This is a genomic window from Acidiplasma aeolicum, from assembly GCF_001402945.1.
Lineage (GTDB): Archaea > Thermoplasmatota > Thermoplasmata > Thermoplasmatales > Thermoplasmataceae > Acidiplasma > Acidiplasma aeolicum.
This window is the reverse complement of the sequence record NZ_LKBG01000111.1, coordinates 16,958-36,841: the sequence shown is the minus strand read 5'-3', so window position 1 is coordinate 36,841 and position 19,884 is coordinate 16,958. Positions and strand designations below refer to the sequence as shown.

General features: G+C 35.1%; 15 protein-coding genes and 1 tRNA gene. 10 read left to right on the top strand and 6 right to left on the bottom strand.

The window, feature by feature from the left end; genetic code table 11:
• The first annotated feature begins 61 nt into the window (after nt 1–61).
• Both AOG54_RS03235 and AOG54_RS03230 read left to right on the top strand, forming a co-directional pair.
• Nucleotides 62–138 (top strand) — tRNA-Arg (locus AOG54_RS03235).
• 58 nt (nt 139–196) lie between these two features.
• Entirely contained in the window at nt 197–559 is a 363-nt protein-coding gene (locus AOG54_RS03230; protein ID WP_048101147.1) for a hypothetical protein, read from the top strand.
• Between the two features lie 46 nt (nt 560–605).
• On the opposite strand, the gene AOG54_RS03225 is transcribed toward AOG54_RS03230, so the two are convergent.
• Nucleotides 606–5,702, bottom strand: a complete 5,097-nt coding sequence (locus AOG54_RS03225) for an ATP-dependent helicase (RefSeq protein WP_055032409.1) — start codon at nt 5,700–5,702, stop codon at nt 606–608.
• A 174-nt stretch (nt 5,703–5,876) separates the two neighbouring features.
• Here AOG54_RS03225 and AOG54_RS03220 point away from each other — a divergent pair, with 174 nt between their 5' ends.
• The 7 genes from AOG54_RS03220 (at nt 5,877) to AOG54_RS03190 (ending at nt 13,707) form a co-directional block, all read left to right on the top strand.
• Nucleotides 5,877–7,646 (top strand): chloride channel protein, encoded by a 1,770-nt coding sequence (locus AOG54_RS03220; protein WP_055032408.1) that lies wholly within the window; start codon nt 5,877–5,879, stop codon nt 7,644–7,646.
• A 32-nt stretch (nt 7,647–7,678) separates the two neighbouring features.
• Entirely contained in the window at nt 7,679–8,335 is a 657-nt protein-coding gene (locus AOG54_RS03215; RefSeq protein ID WP_084779376.1) for a stage II sporulation protein M, read from the top strand.
• A gap of 8 nt (nt 8,336–8,343) precedes the next feature.
• Nucleotides 8,344–9,411, top strand: coding sequence for a radical SAM protein (locus tag AOG54_RS03210; protein WP_055032406.1), 1,068 nt, complete (start codon nt 8,344–8,346; stop codon nt 9,409–9,411).
• Nucleotides 9,412–9,849: 438 nt separating this feature from the next.
• Nucleotides 9,850–11,544, top strand: coding sequence for a succinate dehydrogenase flavoprotein subunit (locus tag AOG54_RS03205; RefSeq protein WP_048101151.1), 1,695 nt, complete (start codon nt 9,850–9,852; stop codon nt 11,542–11,544).
• Nucleotides 11,540–12,490, top strand: a complete 951-nt coding sequence (locus AOG54_RS03200; RefSeq protein WP_156150280.1) for a succinate dehydrogenase/fumarate reductase iron-sulfur subunit — start codon at nt 11,540–11,542, stop codon at nt 12,488–12,490. Before AOG54_RS03205 ends, AOG54_RS03200 begins: the two co-directional genes overlap by 5 nt.
• Complete coding sequence (locus AOG54_RS03195; RefSeq protein ID WP_048101153.1) at nt 12,487–13,356, top strand: CoB--CoM heterodisulfide reductase iron-sulfur subunit B family protein; 870 nt, start codon at nt 12,487–12,489, stop codon at nt 13,354–13,356. Before AOG54_RS03200 ends, AOG54_RS03195 begins: the two co-directional genes overlap by 4 nt.
• Nucleotides 13,357–13,707, top strand: a complete 351-nt coding sequence (locus AOG54_RS03190) for a hypothetical protein (protein WP_048101154.1) — start codon at nt 13,357–13,359, stop codon at nt 13,705–13,707. It begins immediately after the preceding gene.
• Here the strand turns inward: AOG54_RS03190 and AOG54_RS03185 are convergent.
• From AOG54_RS03185 to AOG54_RS03175, 3 genes are all read right to left on the bottom strand, one after another.
• Nucleotides 13,697–14,641, bottom strand: coding sequence for a 2-oxoacid:ferredoxin oxidoreductase subunit beta (locus AOG54_RS03185; RefSeq protein WP_055032405.1), 945 nt, complete (start codon nt 14,639–14,641; stop codon nt 13,697–13,699). The two genes, AOG54_RS03190 and AOG54_RS03185, sit on opposite strands and share 11 nt — an antisense overlap.
• Before the next feature lie 11 nt (nt 14,642–14,652).
• The gene (locus AOG54_RS03180) at nt 14,653–16,551 is read right to left on the bottom strand and encodes a 2-oxoacid:ferredoxin oxidoreductase subunit alpha (RefSeq protein ID WP_175266598.1); all 1,899 of its coding nucleotides are present in this window, start codon (nt 16,549–16,551) and stop codon (nt 14,653–14,655) included.
• A 121-nt stretch (nt 16,552–16,672) separates the two neighbouring features.
• Nucleotides 16,673–16,957, bottom strand: a complete 285-nt coding sequence (locus AOG54_RS03175; protein ID WP_048101155.1) for a hypothetical protein — start codon at nt 16,955–16,957, stop codon at nt 16,673–16,675.
• Between the two features lie 220 nt (nt 16,958–17,177).
• On the opposite strand from AOG54_RS03175, the gene AOG54_RS03170 reads away from it, so the two are divergent.
• On the top strand, nt 17,178–18,149 hold the full coding sequence (locus AOG54_RS03170; RefSeq protein WP_048101156.1) for a Gfo/Idh/MocA family protein: 972 nt from the start codon (nt 17,178–17,180) through the stop codon (nt 18,147–18,149).
• Nucleotides 18,150–18,160: 11 nt separating this feature from the next.
• Here AOG54_RS03170 and AOG54_RS03165 read toward each other — a convergent pair whose 3' ends face one another.
• Both AOG54_RS03165 and AOG54_RS03160 read right to left on the bottom strand, forming a co-directional pair.
• Entirely contained in the window at nt 18,161–18,970 is an 810-nt protein-coding gene (locus tag AOG54_RS03165) for an aldose 1-epimerase (protein WP_048101157.1), read from the bottom strand.
• A gap of 51 nt (nt 18,971–19,021) precedes the next feature.
• The gene (locus tag AOG54_RS03160; RefSeq protein WP_162200849.1) at nt 19,022–19,828 is read right to left on the bottom strand and encodes a hypothetical protein; all 807 of its coding nucleotides are present in this window, start codon (nt 19,826–19,828) and stop codon (nt 19,022–19,024) included.
• Nucleotides 19,829–19,884 lie beyond the last annotated feature (56 nt).

The window sequence follows — 19,884 nt, the reverse complement described above, 5'->3', positions numbered from 1 at the left end:
AACATATAATATGATTTATGCCAAACCCATTATTTTTATTCCATAAAATAATACACTGAACGGGCCTGTGGGGTAACTAGGACATCCTTACGGCCTTCGAAGCCGAGGATCCGGGTTCAAATCCCGGCAGGCCCGCCAATTATTTTATTCATACCAAAAAATATTTTAAAAAAGCCAAAATTATCAATAGATACAGATGAAAAGTACACTGGAAATTTCAGAAATGGATGAAAAAACACGAAAATCTGAAACAGCATTATATATAAATGAACTTTTGCAGATGAACCAGAATGAGATTGAAAAAATTATGAGGGACATGATTATTGAGATGAGAAAGGCCACAGATGAAAATTATGTAAATTTCTGCATCACCGTTTTTAAGGTTATTTCAGAAATGGATGGGGATAAAATTAGGGATTATCTAAATTTAAGGGTGAAGGCAAACATGGATCTGCCGGAAATGATAAGGGATAGGGATCTAAAAATGATGGAAAAGGCACTTGCAGCGGCACCCGATGATGTTATTCAGAAAATTTCAAAATACATGCCAAATTTTTAAATTTTTTCAAAATTATCATTTTAATGGATAAACAGATAAAATTATTTCATATAGATAATATATATCCTGCATTGTTGAACTCTTTTTTTATAATTCCTTTTAATGAATTATCTCCATTAAATGATTTGATTGACAGGTATTTTCCACTCTTTTTGACGGTAAAATTAGCCTTTATGGAGTTGTTATAAAATAATAAATATGAATTTACCGTTTTATATCTCGATTTTATATAGTCAGTAAAGAATAATGATATTATATCCTTCGGGGTTATTAACCTTATTACATTCATTTTTTTAATTTTGGCCATATCAATAGCAGTTGATACATATATTATCTTTTTTTCGGATGGTATTAAAACCTCGTGTATAACCCTGGCTGAAATTAAAGATTTTACTGCACTTAAATAAGCCCTGCTGATTTTTGTCTCCATAAACCTTTCATATATGGCATCATCGAAGAAGCCAATTGTTTCAATTATATATGAAAGTATATTTTCTATGGCTTCCTGCTCATTATACTCTGAATTAATTACTATATATTTTCTGTTTTTATCCCTTGCTATGGCATTAATTTTATAAAGATTTTTTATAGAATTTTTTATTACAATAGAATTTATGTTTGCCGTTTTAATTAATTCATTCTCCGACATTGATTCTGATATAAGCATCTTAAGAATTTTTTCCTCCTGAGAATTTAGATCGTTCTTCTTTGCAGACCTGTATATGCTTATAACGTTTTTTGTTGCAAGGGCATTTATTCCAAAGGGGCCATTAAAATTATACAGAAGTACAGAGTTATAATAGTTATTTAATTCAAGGCTCCTTACCCCAAAATATGATGATTCTATATCATTTCTAAATCCAAAAAGCATTTTATTTAGTACACTGTAATTTATTGGTATGTTCTGGTTCATCGATTTTTTAACTGCAAGTTCAATCAGGTCATCATTGGTTATATCCATAATTTCGAAGTTTCCGCGGTATATTACATCATTCTGTTTTTTAAACCCATATTTTTCAAAGTTATCAAAGGAAATACCATCCCCAACCTTAATTATAATTGAATTAATATTAGTTTTATTGCACGTATTTAATAAGGCCTCAATAAATTCGTCAACTTTTGGATGCTCAAAATATAAATTATCTATCCATATACCGGGGGTGCGCATTTCCATATGGAATATTGCCTCCTCGGCACCGTTGTAAATAAATCTTGCATTGTAATCGTCATTCTGTATATACTTTCCAAGGTATATGCTCACAGGATCATTAATATTTACTATTATTCCCCTGTTTTGCACATTACTGTTTTTAATAAAGCCATAATAAACGTCATTTTTGTAATAATATGGCTTTAATCCAGAATAATCTATTCTTGCAGGATTAAACCAGAAAAATCTAGAGAGTTCATAGGCTGTGGCCGGACCATATTTTTCTATTATTATATTACTGTTATTATCAACCGGATAATAAATGGTAAAAATTCCATTATTATCCATTATCTGGAATTTGAATGTAAGGGATTTTAATATCACCTTAATAATTGATTTATCCAGACCTGAGATATTTAACAGTTCCTCCTCTGTGTTATACCCCTCGGCTATGTATCTTAATATATTTTCCTCATTCTCTGTATTTTTTTCATATCTTAGATAATACAGTGCATCAACCAGCCATTTAGATATATACACATATTTATTTTTTATGGCCTTTAAATAATATACATCCTGGTTTTTAAGCATTTTGTTTAAATCCATCTGATTATAATGTTTGGTTCTAATCAAAATATCATAGACATCAAATGCAAAACCATATTTTTCAAAATATTCACTGACGTCATCAACCTCCTGTATAAAATTTATTATTCTTTTTGTCAGTATATTTTCATCGGTTTTATTGAGAATTGCATCCAGATCGTTTTTTAGTATGTACTGCTTAACAAATATTGGTGTAATGTAATCATATATAACCTCTCCAGTTTTTATTAGTTCCTCCATCGACTGTTCCAGCATGTCAGAATCCACGGGAAGCCTTATCTGAAGCTCATCCATTGATAATGGCCCAAAGGATGATAGAATAAGTTTAACAGCATCCTTTAATTCATTACCAGATGTTTTAACTTTTATATCATTTTTTATGTAAACCGAATTATGGCCTGACAACTTTTTCCTGATTAAATAGTTCTCCTCCAGCTTCATTAATGAATCCTTTAATGCATCCTCATTTATGCCGAGCTTTTTAAGTTCTGAATATGATTTAAGATTTACATTATTTAAAACCTCTTTATCTGTATTATTAAGTTCGACTTCTTTTTTAAATAATGAGTACATAATATCATAATACCCGCGGTACACCCACTGGTCAGACCTCATAAAGGCATAAACCAAAATATCCTGGTCTATAAGTTCATAGGTTATTTTTTCTATATCCATGTCAGTATAATCCAGTGGCGAATTATACCTTTTTTTAAACGGATCTATGTAAAGAAAATGCTTAATAAAATCCATATATGAATTTTCATCGATAACCCTTGGAATTTTATTTTTAAAGTAGTCCTCAGCCATCTTTGAATCCTTAATAAGAAAATCTATTCCGTTTGTACCGTAAATTTTATCGAGAAGCTTGTTCTGCAATTCCCTTAATAACTTGGATCTGTCCTCCATTAAAACTATATCTGAAACACCAGAAAGTATTAAATTATATGAAAATGGACTGGTTTCGTCACTGTAATCCCTTATTTTGTAATGCCCGGAATCTATTACATCGTTGATATATTTTTTTGCATTATTAACATCCATGAGATCATTTTTTATCTCATTAAAAGTTTCCTTTATTACAGGAAAATTATTCATGGATTCAAGAACCCTTAAAAGCCTGTCACTGCGAAGCTGCTGCCTTGCCACAGATATATCCGTTTGCTTATACTTCCTTAAAACCATTAAAGATCTTGTGGCACAGTACCTGAAACGCTGCTTAAACATTTCTGTGTTTACTATTGACCTGTCTAATAAATCCTCAAAATTGCCGGCATTAATAAGATGAATAATATCATCGATTCTCAGGCGTCTTCCTATTGTAATCATAAAACCGTTGTCGTTAACGCTTAGCCTTGTGGATATTCCATATTTATTTGATATTGCAAGCGCATATGCCCTTGATATGGCATCGTTAATACGCCTTCCAAGCGGAATATGAAATATTATATCATACAAATCCTTGTCAATATAGCCCTCAATAAATAACCTGTCGTGTGTTGGAATGTAAAATGAACCCTGGGATTTTACATATGATATAAGGCTCATGGCACCGTATTCATCAACCCGGTAGTTATCGATTAACCACTGCCGGGGATCCTCGCCAGCCTTTATTTTTTTATAAAGTGTTTCCCTAAACTTTCCTATTAGCACACCGAGATCATAGCTTCGGGGAAGCAGCTCACCTGTCCATGATGGCACTGTTGGCTTCATTCCCTTTGCCTCCCTGACTGTAATATTATTTCTTGACGTTCTTAGAAAAATATATGTTTTTGCACCCAAAACGAATATATCTCCCTTTTTTAATCTTTCCACGAATTTATCGCTTAACTGGCCTATTATTCTACCCTGTTCATTTACAACATTATAATTTGCCTCCTCTGGTATGGTTCCAACATTCATAAAATATATCATTCTGGTGCTTTTCTTCTTTCCAAATGTTTTTTGTTCCTCATCAAGCCATATTTTTGAAAATAAAGTATTTCCCTCTATTTTTCCTGCGAGATAATTTAATGTGGCAATATAATCATTATAATCCAAGGTGTGGAAAGAAAAAGAATTTTTTATTAAATTATATGCGTCATCTATATTCCATACCTTTTCGAGGGCCATGCCTATTATTCCCTGGGATAAAACATCAAGTGGATTTAATGGTATGCTTACCTTGTCAATTTCGTGATCATAGGCAGCCTTTGTCATTACGGCGCATTCCATCAGGTCATCAAGATCAAATACTATAAATCTTCCCTTTGAGAGATCCCTGACGCCATGTCCAGACCGCCCTATCCTCTGAAGTGCCCTTGAAACCGATTTTGGGCTGCCTATCTGAATAACAAGATCAATAAAACCTATGTCAATTCCAAGTTCAAGTGATGTTGATGTAATAACACATTTTAATTCGCCATTCTTAAGCTTATTTTCAACATCTATCCTTGTTTCCTTTCCAAGCGATGAATGATGCGCCTCAATATTTTCAATTCCTCTTGCCTTAAGTCTTATGGCAACATGCTCTGTGGAGCTCCTTGTGTTTGTAAAAATTAATGTGGTTTTATGAGAATTTATTAAATCGACCATTATGTCATACATTTTTTCATTGGCGACCTCGAAGCTTACCATTGTTAGGTCCTTTACCGGAGTTATAATCTTTAAATCAAGGTACTTGTTTGTGTTTACCTCTATAATTTCACATTCTCTTTTCTTATTTCCGGAATAGCCACAAAGGTATGAGGCAATTAGATCCAGTGGTGCCTGGGTTGCTGAAAGCCCTATTCTTGTGTATTCACCTGCTATATTATACAATCTTTCCAGATTTAATGATAATAGTGATCCACGTTTTGTTGCTGAAATCTCATGAATTTCATCAACTATAACGTACTGGACGTCTGCAAATTTTTCCCTAAATTTTGTTGCGGTAAGTGCCAGTGATAATGATTCCGGGGTTGTTATTAAAATATGGGGAGGTTTCCTCAGCATTTTTCCCCTCTCGCTCTGGCCAGTATCGCCAGATCTAACACCAATTCTTATATCAGGTATATTTTCTCCCTTTGATCTGGCCAGATCATAGATTTCCTTTAAAGGCTCCTTAAGATTTTTATCAATATCATTAGCCAGTGCCTTTAATGGTGAGATATATACACAGTATATTTTATCCTCAAGGGAATTATTCCTTGCATTTATAAATAGCTCATTTAAAATTGAAAGAAATCCTGTAAGTGTTTTTCCTGTTCCGGTTGGTGATGATACCAGCACATTTTTTCCATTATGTATTAGTGGTATTGCCTTTTTCTGTGGTTCACTTAAATCATCATATTTTGAATCGAACCATTCTGCTATGATATCATCAAGGAATGGTAACTGTTGTTTAACCTTAAATGGCTTCTCGTTAATCATGGTTAATAGTCTGTATGATAATTCATTACAATATATAACGGTATTGAATTGATAAAATATTTTATAAAATAAATATCGCTTGCAAAATCAGGAAATCTTGGTTAATATGCATTAAATCCGTTTACTAAATATTATATATTTATATATAATTACCCTGTAAATTAAGTAAGGGGTATAAAAACGAATCTAAAAATATCTGCCCTGCCCTATTTCGAGAGATGGCTATTAATAGGAGGTTTAATAGGCGTTGTGGCAGGATTTGGTGCAACAATTTTTTATTTTGCAATAAGATTTTTTGAGAATATTTTTTTAATTCATATAATAGGCATGAACATACCAAGGCCACTTGGTGAGGGGGGTTCCTTAATATATACATTTCATGCAACTCATTTTTATTTTATTCCGCTTATTGTTGCACTTGGCGGGCTAATATCAGGATTGATAATATATACCACAGCACCGGAGGCGGAGGGCCACGGTACGGACGCCGCAATAAGGTCATTTCATTACAAGCAGGGGAAAATAAGGCATAGAATCCCATTTATTAAAACACTGGCATCTGCAATTACCATAGGATCTGGAGGCAGCGCCGGCAGGGAGGGGCCAACAGCATTAATAGCCGCAGGCATAGGATCCATGATTGCTGATTTTCTTGGTTTAAGCCCCAAGGATCGCAGAATAGCCGTTGCGGTTGGAATAGGATCAGGTATAGGAACAATATTTAAGGCACCAATAGGTGGTGCCATACTGGGTGCAGAAATACTTTACCGCCGTGATTTTGAATCAGAGGTTATATTCCCATCACTAGTGGCATCTGCAATAGGGTACTCCATTTTTGCATCAATAGTTGGATTCGAGCCAATATTTGGTTATTACCTTGAGGCGTTTAACCCGCTGAGGATGCCATTTTACGCACTTCTTGGTATAATAGCCGGCTTAATGTCAATAGTATATGTCAGGACATTTTACGGTGTAAGGGATATTTTTAAAAAATGGAAGGTCCCCAATCATATTAAGCCAATGGTTGGCGGTGCTGTAACAGGCCTCATAGCACTTGCCTTTCCTGAAATTCTGGGCACAGGCTATGGGTGGGTTCAGCTTTTGGAAAGCGGCCAGTTTAATGACCTTATAACCTTTGGCCTTCCATTAATTGTTTTTTTAATTTTGCTTCCATTTGTTAAAATTATTGCCACATCATTTACTGTATCCTCAGGTGGCAGTGGGGGTGTATTTGCTCCCGGCATATTTATAGGGGCATCTCTTGGAGCCCTTATCGGTTTTCTATTTCATATGATTGTTCCTGCAATAGTAACCTCAGTGGCACCCTTTGTAATAATAGGCATGCTTTCATTCTTTGGCTCTGCGGGTAAGGCCCCATTGTCTGTAATTATAATGGTTGTTGAAATGACAGGAAGCCTTCAGCTGCTTCCCGGTGCAATGATAGCTGTAACAATTGCATATATCGTATCCGGAACAAAATACAGCATATACGAATCACAGGTTATGACAAGAAAGGATTCTCCTGCCAACATGGGAGAATACCATACACCGTTATTACTTGATATTAAGGTTTCTGATGTACCGCTTATCACAAATATATACGCAGATTTATATTACAGCATTCACAGGGCTGCAGAGATAATGAGGGAAAACAGCATGCTGGCACTTCCGGTTGTTCATAACGATCAGCTTCTTGGAAGCATTTATATGTATGATATTGAAAATAAGCTTTATGGTTATGTAAATGAATATTACCGGCCCGGAACATCATATGTAAAACTTGAAAACAGTGCAGAGAGTGCATGGGAGATAATGATGAAGAATAGAACAACATGGTGTGCAGTCACTGATAATGGGAAATTTCTGGGAATTATTACATTAAAGAACCTGCTGCAAAAATATAATGAGGATATTAATCAGATTACAAGAATTGAAAACAATTAAAGTTTTATAATAAAATTTACTTATAAAATTATATGATAAAACTAAGAAGATTATTCCTGCTGGTGTTCATTCTGGATCTTGCGGCATTTCTTTTCATTTCCTCCCTGCCAATCCATAATTCTGCATTATATAATTCATTTGCATCTGAGGATAGAAGCATTACGTCCCAGGCCTTCATACCGATGTGGCTTTCAATATTTCCACATAATCTCCTAATTGCAACCATTGAATTTATACCCATAATAGGAATATTCTTCTTTGCCACATCAATATATTCAACTGCGCTGGTTGTTGCAGTTGAGGGTGCGCATGATCACACCTCAGGTCTTGTTATTGCCATTTCATTAATGATGCTTCCGCATTTCTGGCTTGAGCTCCCAGCATATTCTGTTGCATTAAGCTCCGGGATTTACCTTTTATATTATCTAATAAAAGGTTATCCATTAAAAAGCTATATAAAAATACTGTACATGTACATATTTGTGGTTATAGAACTTGCCATTGCCGGGCTTATTGAAACATCGGAAATAGTTTTATTAAAAACAAAAAATCCATACAGCTCATTTTATATGTGGATTCCAGGTGTATTTTTAATAGCATTTTTAATATACCTTTACAGGCATTTTGATAAAGATGAGTATAAAAGCAAGCATAAGGAATTAATAGATGATATATTTAACAATAGTTAGGCATAAACATGACATATATTCAGGCAGATGGTTCAATAAAAATAGCAGAAAATTCCAGAATAATGGTAATGGATAATAATTACAGAATAATGTTTTATTCATATAATGGATTTACCGTTAGAAGGAGCCTGCAGAATATATTCATTAAGAATTATATTATAAACAGAAGAAGAATGGTGGAGCGGCTTGGAATTAATGAGGCAAAAAAAATAGTCAATGAGTTTTATTCCTATGCGAGAAATTATACATATATACCGGAACATGTAAATTATGAATTTTTACAGGATGACGCAGAGAAATTAATTAAAATATATGGCAATTTTATACCAATAGTGCCACCTGACCAGTATTTATCGATTTATTTAAAGATAACATCTGGATGCCCATGGAATAAATGTACGTTCTGTGATCTTTACCAAAATGATAAATATAATGTTTTACACCTAAAAGACATAGAATCCGAGATAAATGCATTAAAGGAATATTTTGGCAGTTCCATAACGTCCAGAAGATCAATATTCCTTGGTGATGCAAATGCCATAAATATAGGGTCAGACAGGCTTTTCGAATATTTAGATTTAATTCATAGTAATTTTAATCTTGGGATTTACTCTTTTATGGATGTATTCACAACACTTAAGACCAAAAAATTTGAGGATTTTGTCAGAATGAGGGAACTTGGTATGAAAAGAGTTTATGTGGGTCTTGAAAGTGGGGACCCAGATGTACTGAACATTTTAAATAAAAAAATAGACATAAATGAATCCATAAATTTTATAAACACTGTTAAAGATGCCGGGATAAATATTGGAATTATAATTTTAATAGGCGCCGGAGGTAAAAAACATTCTCAGGGTCATATAAATAATACTGTTAATTATCTTAAAAAAATTAATTTTACACATGGTGATATGATTTATTTATCTGAACTTTCAGAAAATGAACGCTTCCTGAGTGCGCTTAAAGATAAGCCAATGACACCGCAAGAAAAATATGATGAGATGTTTAAATTTAAAAGTTTATCCAGTTTTGGAGTGCCTGTTGTTGATTATAATCTAACAGAGGCTGTGTATTAGCAATGCCCTCATTATTTATAAAAATAATGAACATTATAATGTAAATTATATAAATATAATTTTATGGAGCACAACAATAATAATTATTCAAAGGTTAATATTAAGTTTCATAAGTTGTTATAAATTATAACATTTATTGAATATTCAAGCAGTTTGTTCTTGAATTTAGATTTAAAATTTGTTATATAATAATATAAATTTATAAAAGTATGATATTAACAATTATTTTATAATAAAACACCCTGCATAAAAATTTTGGTTTTTTATATTTTTCTTTCATTGTCCTAATCATTTATATTCAATACGGTTACGTTGAAACGTTTTTCTTCATAATTTTATGCTTTAAATCCTAAAATTGTTTTTTCTAAGGTTTAAAAACAAAATCTTATATTTTATGTAATTATACCATAGTATAAACTATATATAGGTGATTATTTCATGGAAAAAAAAGAATATGATGCTGTAATTCTAGGAGGCGGTTTGGCTGGCCTTATGGCGGCAAACACGGTGGCCGAACATGGGTTTACCGTTGCCGTGGTTTCTAAAGTTTTTCCGACAAGGTCTCATTCCGCAGCTGCAGAGGGTGGAATAGCTGCGTACATAAAGGGCAATTCAGACCCAAATGATGACCCTGATTTTATGTCCTATGATGAGGTTAAGGGTGGTGATTATCTTGTGGATCAAAATGCTGCAGAATTACTTTCACAGAAATCTGGGGAAATAATCAATCTTCTTGATCTATGGGGTGCACCATTCAACAGGCAGCCTGATGGCAGAATAGCCCTGAGATATTTTGGTGGGCAGACATATCCAAGAACCAGATTTGTTGCTGATAAAACGGGAATGGCATTATTGCATACTCTCTTTGAACATGCATCTGGATTTAATAATATAGATTTTTATCCGGAGTATTATGTTTTAGATATTGTAAAAAATGGTAATAATGTAAACGGACTTGTTGCAATGCAGATGAAAAATATGGATCCAATATACCTTAAGGCAAGGGCACTTTTAATAGCCTCTGGCGGCCTCGGCATGATATATAAGCATACAACAAACAGTTATATAAATACCGGTGATGGATACGGCATTGCACTGAGGTCAGGTGTCCCGTTAAAGGACCCAGAATTCGTGCAGTTTCATCCCACTGGGCTGTATCCCTCTGATATATTAATAAGTGAGGCCGCAAGGGCCGAGGGTGGAATATTAAAGAATAATAAGGGTGAGAGGTTTATGGCCAAATATGCACCCCATAAATTTGACCTCGCACCCAGGGATATTGTATCAAGGTCTATGACCATTGAGATGCGTGAGGGCAGGGGCTTTGAGGGTGGCTATCTCGGGCTGGATTTAACACACCTTGGCAAGGAATATATTATGGACAGGTTAAGCCTTGCATATGATGCTGCAAAAACGTTTGCAGGGGTTGACGCAACCGAGGAAATGATACCTGTCAGACCTGCACAGCATTACTTTATGGGAGGTATTGACGTTGATATAACAGGGGCAAATTCAGACCTCAATGGACTTTTTGCTGCAGGCGAGGCTGCATGTGTATCTGTTCACGGTGCAAACAGGCTTGGTTCCAACTCACTTCTTGAAACTCTTGTATATGGCAGGGAAACAGGCAATACAATGGTTGAATTCCTGAAGAATCATAAAAATGTCGAGGCATCAGATGGTACAGATAAAATACTTGATAATGCATATAAATACATTAAGAGGGAAAATGGAGAGCATTTTGGCACGCTCCTGAACGAGCTTAGGGACATTATGTGGGAAAACGTTGGCATATTCAGGGATAAAAATAAGCTTGAGGATGCTGTGAGGAGCATTAAAAAATTAAAGGAAAGGTCATTGAATATGTACGTAACTGATAAAACAACAAATTACAATACAGAGGTCTTCAATGCACTTGAAACAAGAAATATGATAGATGTATCTCTGGCCATAGCGTCTGCAGCTCTTAACAGGACAGAAACCCGGGGTGCACATTTCAGGGATGATTTCCCAGAAAGGGATGATACGAACTGGATGAAGCACACATTGGCATATCTTGCAGATAATGATATAGAAATAAAGTATAAGCCGGTTATAGTAACCAAATGGAAACCGGAACCGAGGGTGTATTGATATGGTGGAGGAAAAGGAAATAACCGTAAATATTAAAAAATACGACGGTAAAAATGATCCTTACTGGAAGACATACAAGGTAAGGGCCGATAGATATACACAGATGACTGAGGTGTTGAGGCGTATAAAAACTGAGCAGGATCCTGCACTTGCATACAGGGCCTCGTGCCATATGGCAGTGTGTGGGAGCTGTGCCATGAAGATTAATGGTTTTCCAAGACTTGCATGCAGAACCATGGCATTTGATGTGATGGACGAAAATAATGAAATTAATCTTGAGGCAATGGATTATTATAAAGGTATTAGGGATTTAATACCGGACATTGACACATTTTATGATAGAATGTATAAGGTAATGCCAAGACTTTATGCAGATGAATCTGTAATAGCAGGTGAAAATGAGCAGAGGATGACCCCCTCAGAGCAGAAAGAGGTGTGGAAGTTCCAGGAATGCATATGGTGCGGCCTGTGTGTTTCCGCCTGTCCCTCCGTAAGAATGGATGAAAAATTTCTGGGACCTGCCGCACATGCAAAGGGTTACAGGTTTATTGCTGATGGCAGGGATACAAAGACGGAGGAGAGGATAAATATACTTATGGACAGTGCATGGAGGTGCACATCATGCTATATGTGCTATGAGGTGTGCCCACAGGACGTGCAGCCCGTAATTGCAATTAAAAAAACAAAATCATACCTCAATGAATATAAGGGCAATACAGAGGTTACAGAGATGGCGAGAAAGCATGATGACACAGTATTTGATCTTATTAACAATACGGGAAAAATAAAGGAATCAACATTATACCTAAAAACTTTTGGTTTTGGAGAGGCAATTAAGGATATAAATTATATGAGAAAGGAGGGAAAATTAAAATACGCACTTGCAAAGGATAATGATGTAAAAAATATAGATGAAATAAAAAAGATAATGGGTGATAAAAAATGAAGGTGGCATACTATCCGGGATGTGCATCCCATGGAATAGCAAAGGATGTTGATATTGCAACCCAGCTTATTGCAAAGGATTTAAACCTTGAGCTAGTTGAGGTGGAGGACTGGAACTGCTGTGGTGGAGGGTTTATGGATGATAAAAGTGAGGAAATACATACCGCACTTAATCTCAGGAATCTTAACAAGGTAAAAAATATGGGATATGATAAAATGGCAACACCATGCAGTGTATGCCTTAACAGCCACAGAATAGCAGCTGATAAGTATGAAAAGGATCCAGAATTAAGGGAAAATGTTGATGAACGCCTTGGCCGGGCCAACATAAAATATGAAGGTGGGGTGGATTCCGAACATTTTATATGGGTTCTTATTCAGGATGTTGGCATAGATAACATAAAAAGCCATGTAAAGAAACCGCTCACGGGCATTAAGGTTGGAACATACTACGGATGCCAGCTTCTGAGACCCAGCAGTGTGATGGGTTTTGAGCCGGCACACAACCCGCACAGTGTAATGGATCTTGTTGCCGCAACAGGAGCAACACCTGTGGCATTTCCAATGAAGGCTGCATGCTGTGGATTTCCACTCATGGGAAGCAATCCAGATGTTGGATTAAAAATGGCAAATAATATATTCACAAATGCAAAGGGTAACGGAGCTGAAATGCTGGTACACCCCTGCTCACTGTGCCATCTGCAGCTTGATGCCACGCAGCTTAAAATAATGGACAGATTCAATCAGAAATGGACAATGCCAACACTGTATATAACACAGCTTATAGGCCTTTCATTTGGGTACACGCCAGAACAGCTGGGTCTTGGCAAAATAGCCACAAATTACCTGAGGTCGAGGGGATTTTAAATGGATGATCTAAAAAATCTCATGAAGGGTGTTGAGGTAACAGATGTTAAGGACGTTTCAAGAAAACCAGGAGAAAAGCCATTTGCCACCGAAATATTTTATAAAAAAGGAGACCTATTTAATGGAAAGCTGCATGTAAGAAAATCCGACGGCAAAATGTATTTATCTATAATATCCAAAATACCATTTAACTGGAAAAACCTCGTTGGCAATATGAAGTTTGCAGGTCAGGTGGTTGACTCTGCCGGCGGTCTTTTATGGCTTAAGGAAACAGAAAATACATTAAACATTGATCTTGAGTATATAGAAAAATATTTAAATGAATTAAAGGAGAAGAAGGTTAGTCAATAACCTTCTCGTTAAATGTTTTAAATGGATCAACCAGCGTATAGCCATTTTTATCGCATATGTCCTGATTTGCAGGTGGATATTTGAAATAATCCGGAACTATTGATGTTAGCCTCTCCGTGAATGGCGGTATTATATTATTCTTATATAATATTCCTATTGGTATTTTATCTCCCCATGTCATTGCAGTTTCATAGGCCCTGCTGAATTTTTCCTCATCCTCGTCAGCGGAATTAACCTCTGGGTCCCACGACTTATCATTTTCAAGCTTGTAAACCCTCTTCCTGTACCAGTCAAGTGTGTTAACATCATTGTATGTTGGGCATGGCTGCAGTACCTCTATCATTGATGAACCCTTATGGTTAAGGGCCTTTATTATTATATCTGAAAGCTGGGCTATTTCAGATGAGAAGGCACGTGCCACAAAGGTATATCCAGATGCCAGTGCAAGCGCGGAAGGATTTATTTTACCAAGTATGCTTGGCCTTGGTATGCTCTTTACCTTTTCTCCAAGCGGCATGGTTGGTGCGGCCTGGCCCTTTGTTAGACCGTAAACAGCATTGTTGTACAGGAGCACAACTATTCCTGAGTTTCTTCTCCCCTCGGCAACGAAATGGCCTGCCCCTATTCCAAGCATATCACCATCACCGCCCATTACCAGTACATTAAGATCTGGATTTGCAAGCTTAACGCCAACTGCATACGGTATCGCCCTTCCATGCAGTGTGTGGGCACCTGCTATATTAAGATAATGCGGTGTTTTTCCGGAACATCCTATACCGGATATGGCAACAACCTTTGTTGGGTCCATATCCATTTTGCTAAGTGCCTGTGTTACTGCGGTAACTATTGCGAAATCACCGCATCCCGGGCACCAGTCTATCGTTACATTATTCCTAAAATTATAACTTCCCTTATTATATACTGTTTTCTGCATTTTTACCACCTTTATGATCCGTTTTTCAGGACCTCCATTTTTGATTTTCCATCAATAATATTCTTTGTGGCAGTTAATACCTCATCTATGGTCATGTGCCTGCCATTATACTTTAAAATATAATTATCTATTTTTATACCGGTATTTAACCTTATTGCCTTTGCCGCCTGTGCTGTCATGTTGCTCTCAACATCTATAACAGTTTTTGATTTACCCAGTATGCTCTCAACAAATTCTGATGGGAACGGCTCAAACATTTTTAAGTAAAGCATGTTTGCATTAATATTCTCCTTCTTTAATTCATCTATTAAATCCATAATCAATGTTTTCTGGCTCCCCCATGTAACAAAAGTTAAATCTGCTTCCTTATTACCGTAGAGCACTGCCTTATCCTCCAATGGTATTTCCATTGCAGCAGTCTCAAGCTTTTTCATCCTCTTCTCCATCATTTTATCCCTGATCTCAGGGTCCTCTGTAACATGGCCAAGTTCATCATGTTCATCGCCGGTCATCCAGAAAACATCCCTGCCAAATACACCGTATGGTGATACACCATTACTGGTATTAAGAGAGTACCTTTTATAGTTATTTTCATCATTATTATACTCTGGAATCTCAATTTTTACCTTTTTAACATCTATTTCTGGGACAAGATCCATGGTATTTGCGAGGGTTTTATCAATTAAATGTATTACTGGTAACTGGTATTTCTGGGCATAATTTAATGCCTTCATTGCATCATATATGCATTCCTCCATATCTCCTGATGATAACACTATTTTCGGAAATTCTCCATGGCCGGTGTTGAGGGCAAAATCCAGATCTGCCTGACCATTTCTTGTTGGGAGGCCTGTTGATGGGCCACCACGCTGATAAAATGTTATAACCACTGGAATTTCTGTCATGCCAGCAAATGATATACCCTCTGCCATTAGGGAGAATCCAGGGCCCGAAGTTGCAGTGGCACTTCTTGCACCGGTGAGTGCCGCGCCATTTGCCATATTTACAGCGGCAAGCTCATCCTCGGTCTGGACAACAACAAGGCCTCCCTTTCTAAGATTTTCCGCCTCCTCTGATAAATACTCTATTTCCTCATGGTTTTCCAGCAGATTGCTTTCATCACTTGCAGGTGTGATTGGATAGTATGTCTGGAATCTTAAACCTCCCATGAGCTTACCTATTGCAACAGAATCATTACCATTTAACAGCATCCGTGGTTTTGCCTCATACGTTTCTAAATTGGCAATATTCTCTCCCAGTTTATCCACAAAGTCATATGCAGCATTTAAAATTTTTACATTGGGTTCTATAACTGCAGGCTTTTTCCTGAATGCATATTTTATTCCGGCGATTGCATGATCCATGTCAAGGCCAAGAAGTGCAAGGGTGACACCTGCACCAAGTGTATTATAATACCTTGTGGATGGCCCTTCCGGAACATTTTCATTTATTACCTTATCAAATGGTATTGAAATGGTTTTTATTCCATGCGAATGATAATATTCGAGAACCCCAGCAGCATTTAACGGAAGATTATTTTTTGATAATTCCTCCTTTATTCTTGCAAGGGTATCTGGTAAAATCATTCTTGCCTGTGATAAATCAAATTTTTCAAATGCTGAATCATATATAACCTTAGAGTTTTTTGAAACATCATGCATATGCTCAAACAATGTATCAGGGTCTAGGGCCACCATGATATCAACCGGGTATTTTAATGATCCGGGCCGCCTTCTCATAATTCTCAAATGAATATAACTGTGCCTTCCCTTTATATTTGAGTGATATTCCCTAACACCAAAAATATAATATCCTGCCAGGGAAAATGCCATATTAATCATATTTGCTGAGCTGTCTATACCCCCTCCCTGGGGACCGCCAACAAGCAGATTTATATCTATTTCGTGCATGCTTATCCCTTAATAAAGGGATTATACACTTAAAAAGATTTCCATCGAATTATAAGTATGAAATTATATATATCATTAAAAGTTGATTGCTATGCGCAATTTTAAAAAATATACTATTTTTTTATATATATTTCATCCATTCCATGACAGGATCATCATCAAGTATTTCGGTTTCTGTTTTTCCCCTGCTGCTAATAGTAACAAATTTATAGAAAACAACATTACCATCTTCAATATTCCCATACATAATATGTTCAACCTGAACTCCGTCAGGAAAGTGCATTGAGGCTTCAGGTGTATTCGGAATAAAATGCAGTTCAACGCTGTTTCCATTTATATATATCCTGAATGATGGGTTTTCCATGACATAATTTTTTAGCTTTTCTATTTCGATTTGTGGCTGCATGAATACACATTTTAAAATTTTATATAAATATTTTAATTGGGCATTAATTATAATGCAATTAAAATCAGTAATAATATAATTACAGGTTATTCTGTGGAAGGCCGGTGAATTATGATTTGAATGAATTTCTGGTGTATTTCAAATGGTAAGTCTCATTGTGCTGGCATGAGATATTTCAATGTATAAAAAAATTAATAATCTTTATTATAATTTTATAATTATGAAAATACTTGTGGTGGGCGTAAAGGGATTCGGAAAAATGCATCTATCCGCTCTTAATAGGTTGAATAATCTTGAAATTGATATAGTTGAAAGGGATAATGATGTTATAAATTTTGTAAAATCCAAATATAATATAAATAATGTTTATTCAAATTATGATTCTGCATTGAAAAATAAATATGATATAATAGATTTAATTATTCCACATAACCTTCATCTTGAATTCGGTATCAAGGCATTAAAAACCGGTGCAAATCTTCTAATGGAGAAACCAATATCAACAAATCCATCTGATGGTCTTAAAATCATAAGGGAGGCAAAAAAGAATGGGACTAAATTTATGGTACTAGACCAGTATTTTTTCGATCCTTCAGTTGTTGAGGCAAAAAACATAATAAAAAGCGGAAAACTCGGCAGGATTCACAGCATAATAGTTAGGGACCAGAGATTTTATTCTAAAACCGGCTGGAGGCAGCAGCCAGAATATATAGGTGGTGGATCATTGATAGATGGTGGAATACATTATATTAATACAATGCTTGAATTTGGTGGTAATTATAACAATATAATAGGAAAAAGTATGCATGGGGGATCAAGCCTGAATGGTGAGGATACAACATCTGCGCTATTTCTATTCTCTTCAGGTGCCATGGGATTACTGTATTATTCATGGGCATACATGGAATCACCACAGGTACCTGCATTTGAGGTAATTGGATCTGAGGGATCACTTTATGAGGATCCAAAATCAAGAACAGACTGGGATATAGATACAAAAATAAGGACAGTTTACGGAGATTTATACCTCAATGGCAGAAAAATGAATATTAAAAAATATGATGTTTATACAAGGGAAATAAGTGAATTTATAGACGCTGTAAAGAATAATGAGGAGGTACCATTTAAACCTGAAATGGAATTAAGGGATTTAATTGCCGTCAAAAGAATATACAATAATATGATATCATAAATTTAATAAAATTATTTCAATAATTCTATTTCATATCCGCATTCAAAAATTTCATCCTTTTTAAGATTTATTAATCCAATTTTATTATGGTAAACATCTGGAGCGCCCGTCATTGGTTCTATGGCAATAGATTTTCCTGATGCATACCTTCCATTGTATAAAACAATATAATCCATATTTTTTCTATGAATTCTAATCTCATGGTCATCATAAATTAACTTTATATCACCATGTAACTTAAAGGCATTATCCAGACTGTAAGATGATAAATCGTGATCATTAAGATCAAAATCCGTGTATGTCCCATCAGGAAAGTATGTATCCATGTAATTCATCATTTTTAATTTTCCATTATAATTTAAAGTGTACCTGCCAGAAACCAAAAAATAGGGATGAAAGCCAACCTCAACAGGTATCTGAAGGTCAAGGGATTTTACATAAAAATTTGTTATGAATTTATTCTGTGATATTACATAATTTATTTTTATTTGAGCCCTCCCGGGGTAACCCGGATGCTGAAATATTCCTGAAAAGGTTATTTCATTTTTATTATCTCCCTCATATTCAAAATTGAAATCTCTTATCAATCCATGAATGCTATTATTGCCATCGTTTTTAGGCAATTTATACAATTGATTTTTATATTCATATTTCCCATCCCTTATTCTGTTTCCAAATGGAAATAATACTGCAGAACCTCCATGGGTATCAATATTATCTGTGGATGGCATTAATATTGGCGTGCCATTTAAATACAAATCATGAAGATAGGCACCAGAATTGTTTAATGCTGCATAACTATTATTGTATGATATTTTCATGAATAAATTATATTTCGATAATATTAAAAATTTTGTTTAATAAAATTATATTCAATCGAAGTATCCTAGAACTATTTGAAAGTATAAAAACATGGAAATAACCATGCTCACAGCAAGCAATAACCATGAGAGCCCAAAAGGTTCTGTAATAATGAACGGTTCTATTATTCCGGCAACGGATATTGATATTAAAATTATTGTATATTTAATCATTTTATGGGCATTTAAATTTAGGGATTGCCTGTGCTTATATACATAACTTACAAGAAGGTAAAGCACAGCAAACATGATAATTGAATAAGCAATTAATAACGGTATTTCAAGATAACCATTAAACATTGCAGGGTCTGCAACCTGCATTAAAAGTAAGAGGGACCCTATTAATCTTTTTATGCCGGATAAATTATAAAAAACAAAGAAAATCATCTCAGAAACCATTGGTATCAGGAAAAGTATGTAAGTAACAGATGCCCCAAAATATGAGAAATAGTCTATAATTCCAGAAAAAATAAACTCTCCATTAATTGCCAGGGATTTTAAAAAAATCGCCATTGAAACCTCTGACCATGTAATCAGTGTTGTTGTATTTACAATTGTTTTTTTAGAAAAATTAACAGATTTTGACCTTGCTATTTTTATAAATGCATACAGAAGAACAATAGTGGATGGATCCATTACAATGTTTACCGCAATAATAACACTAAGAAACGACCTGCTGCTAATATCATAATAAAATAGGGCATCCAGCATGCTGGCCATCATTACCAAAAATATTAATGAAATTACATACGCGGTTACCGTAAATTCTGATGATTTTTTGGTAATATAATCAACTATCCATATAATAAGTGGTGTCATTATTATTTCGGTTAAAATAATATAAATTAAATTATACATAAATCACCGTATATCTT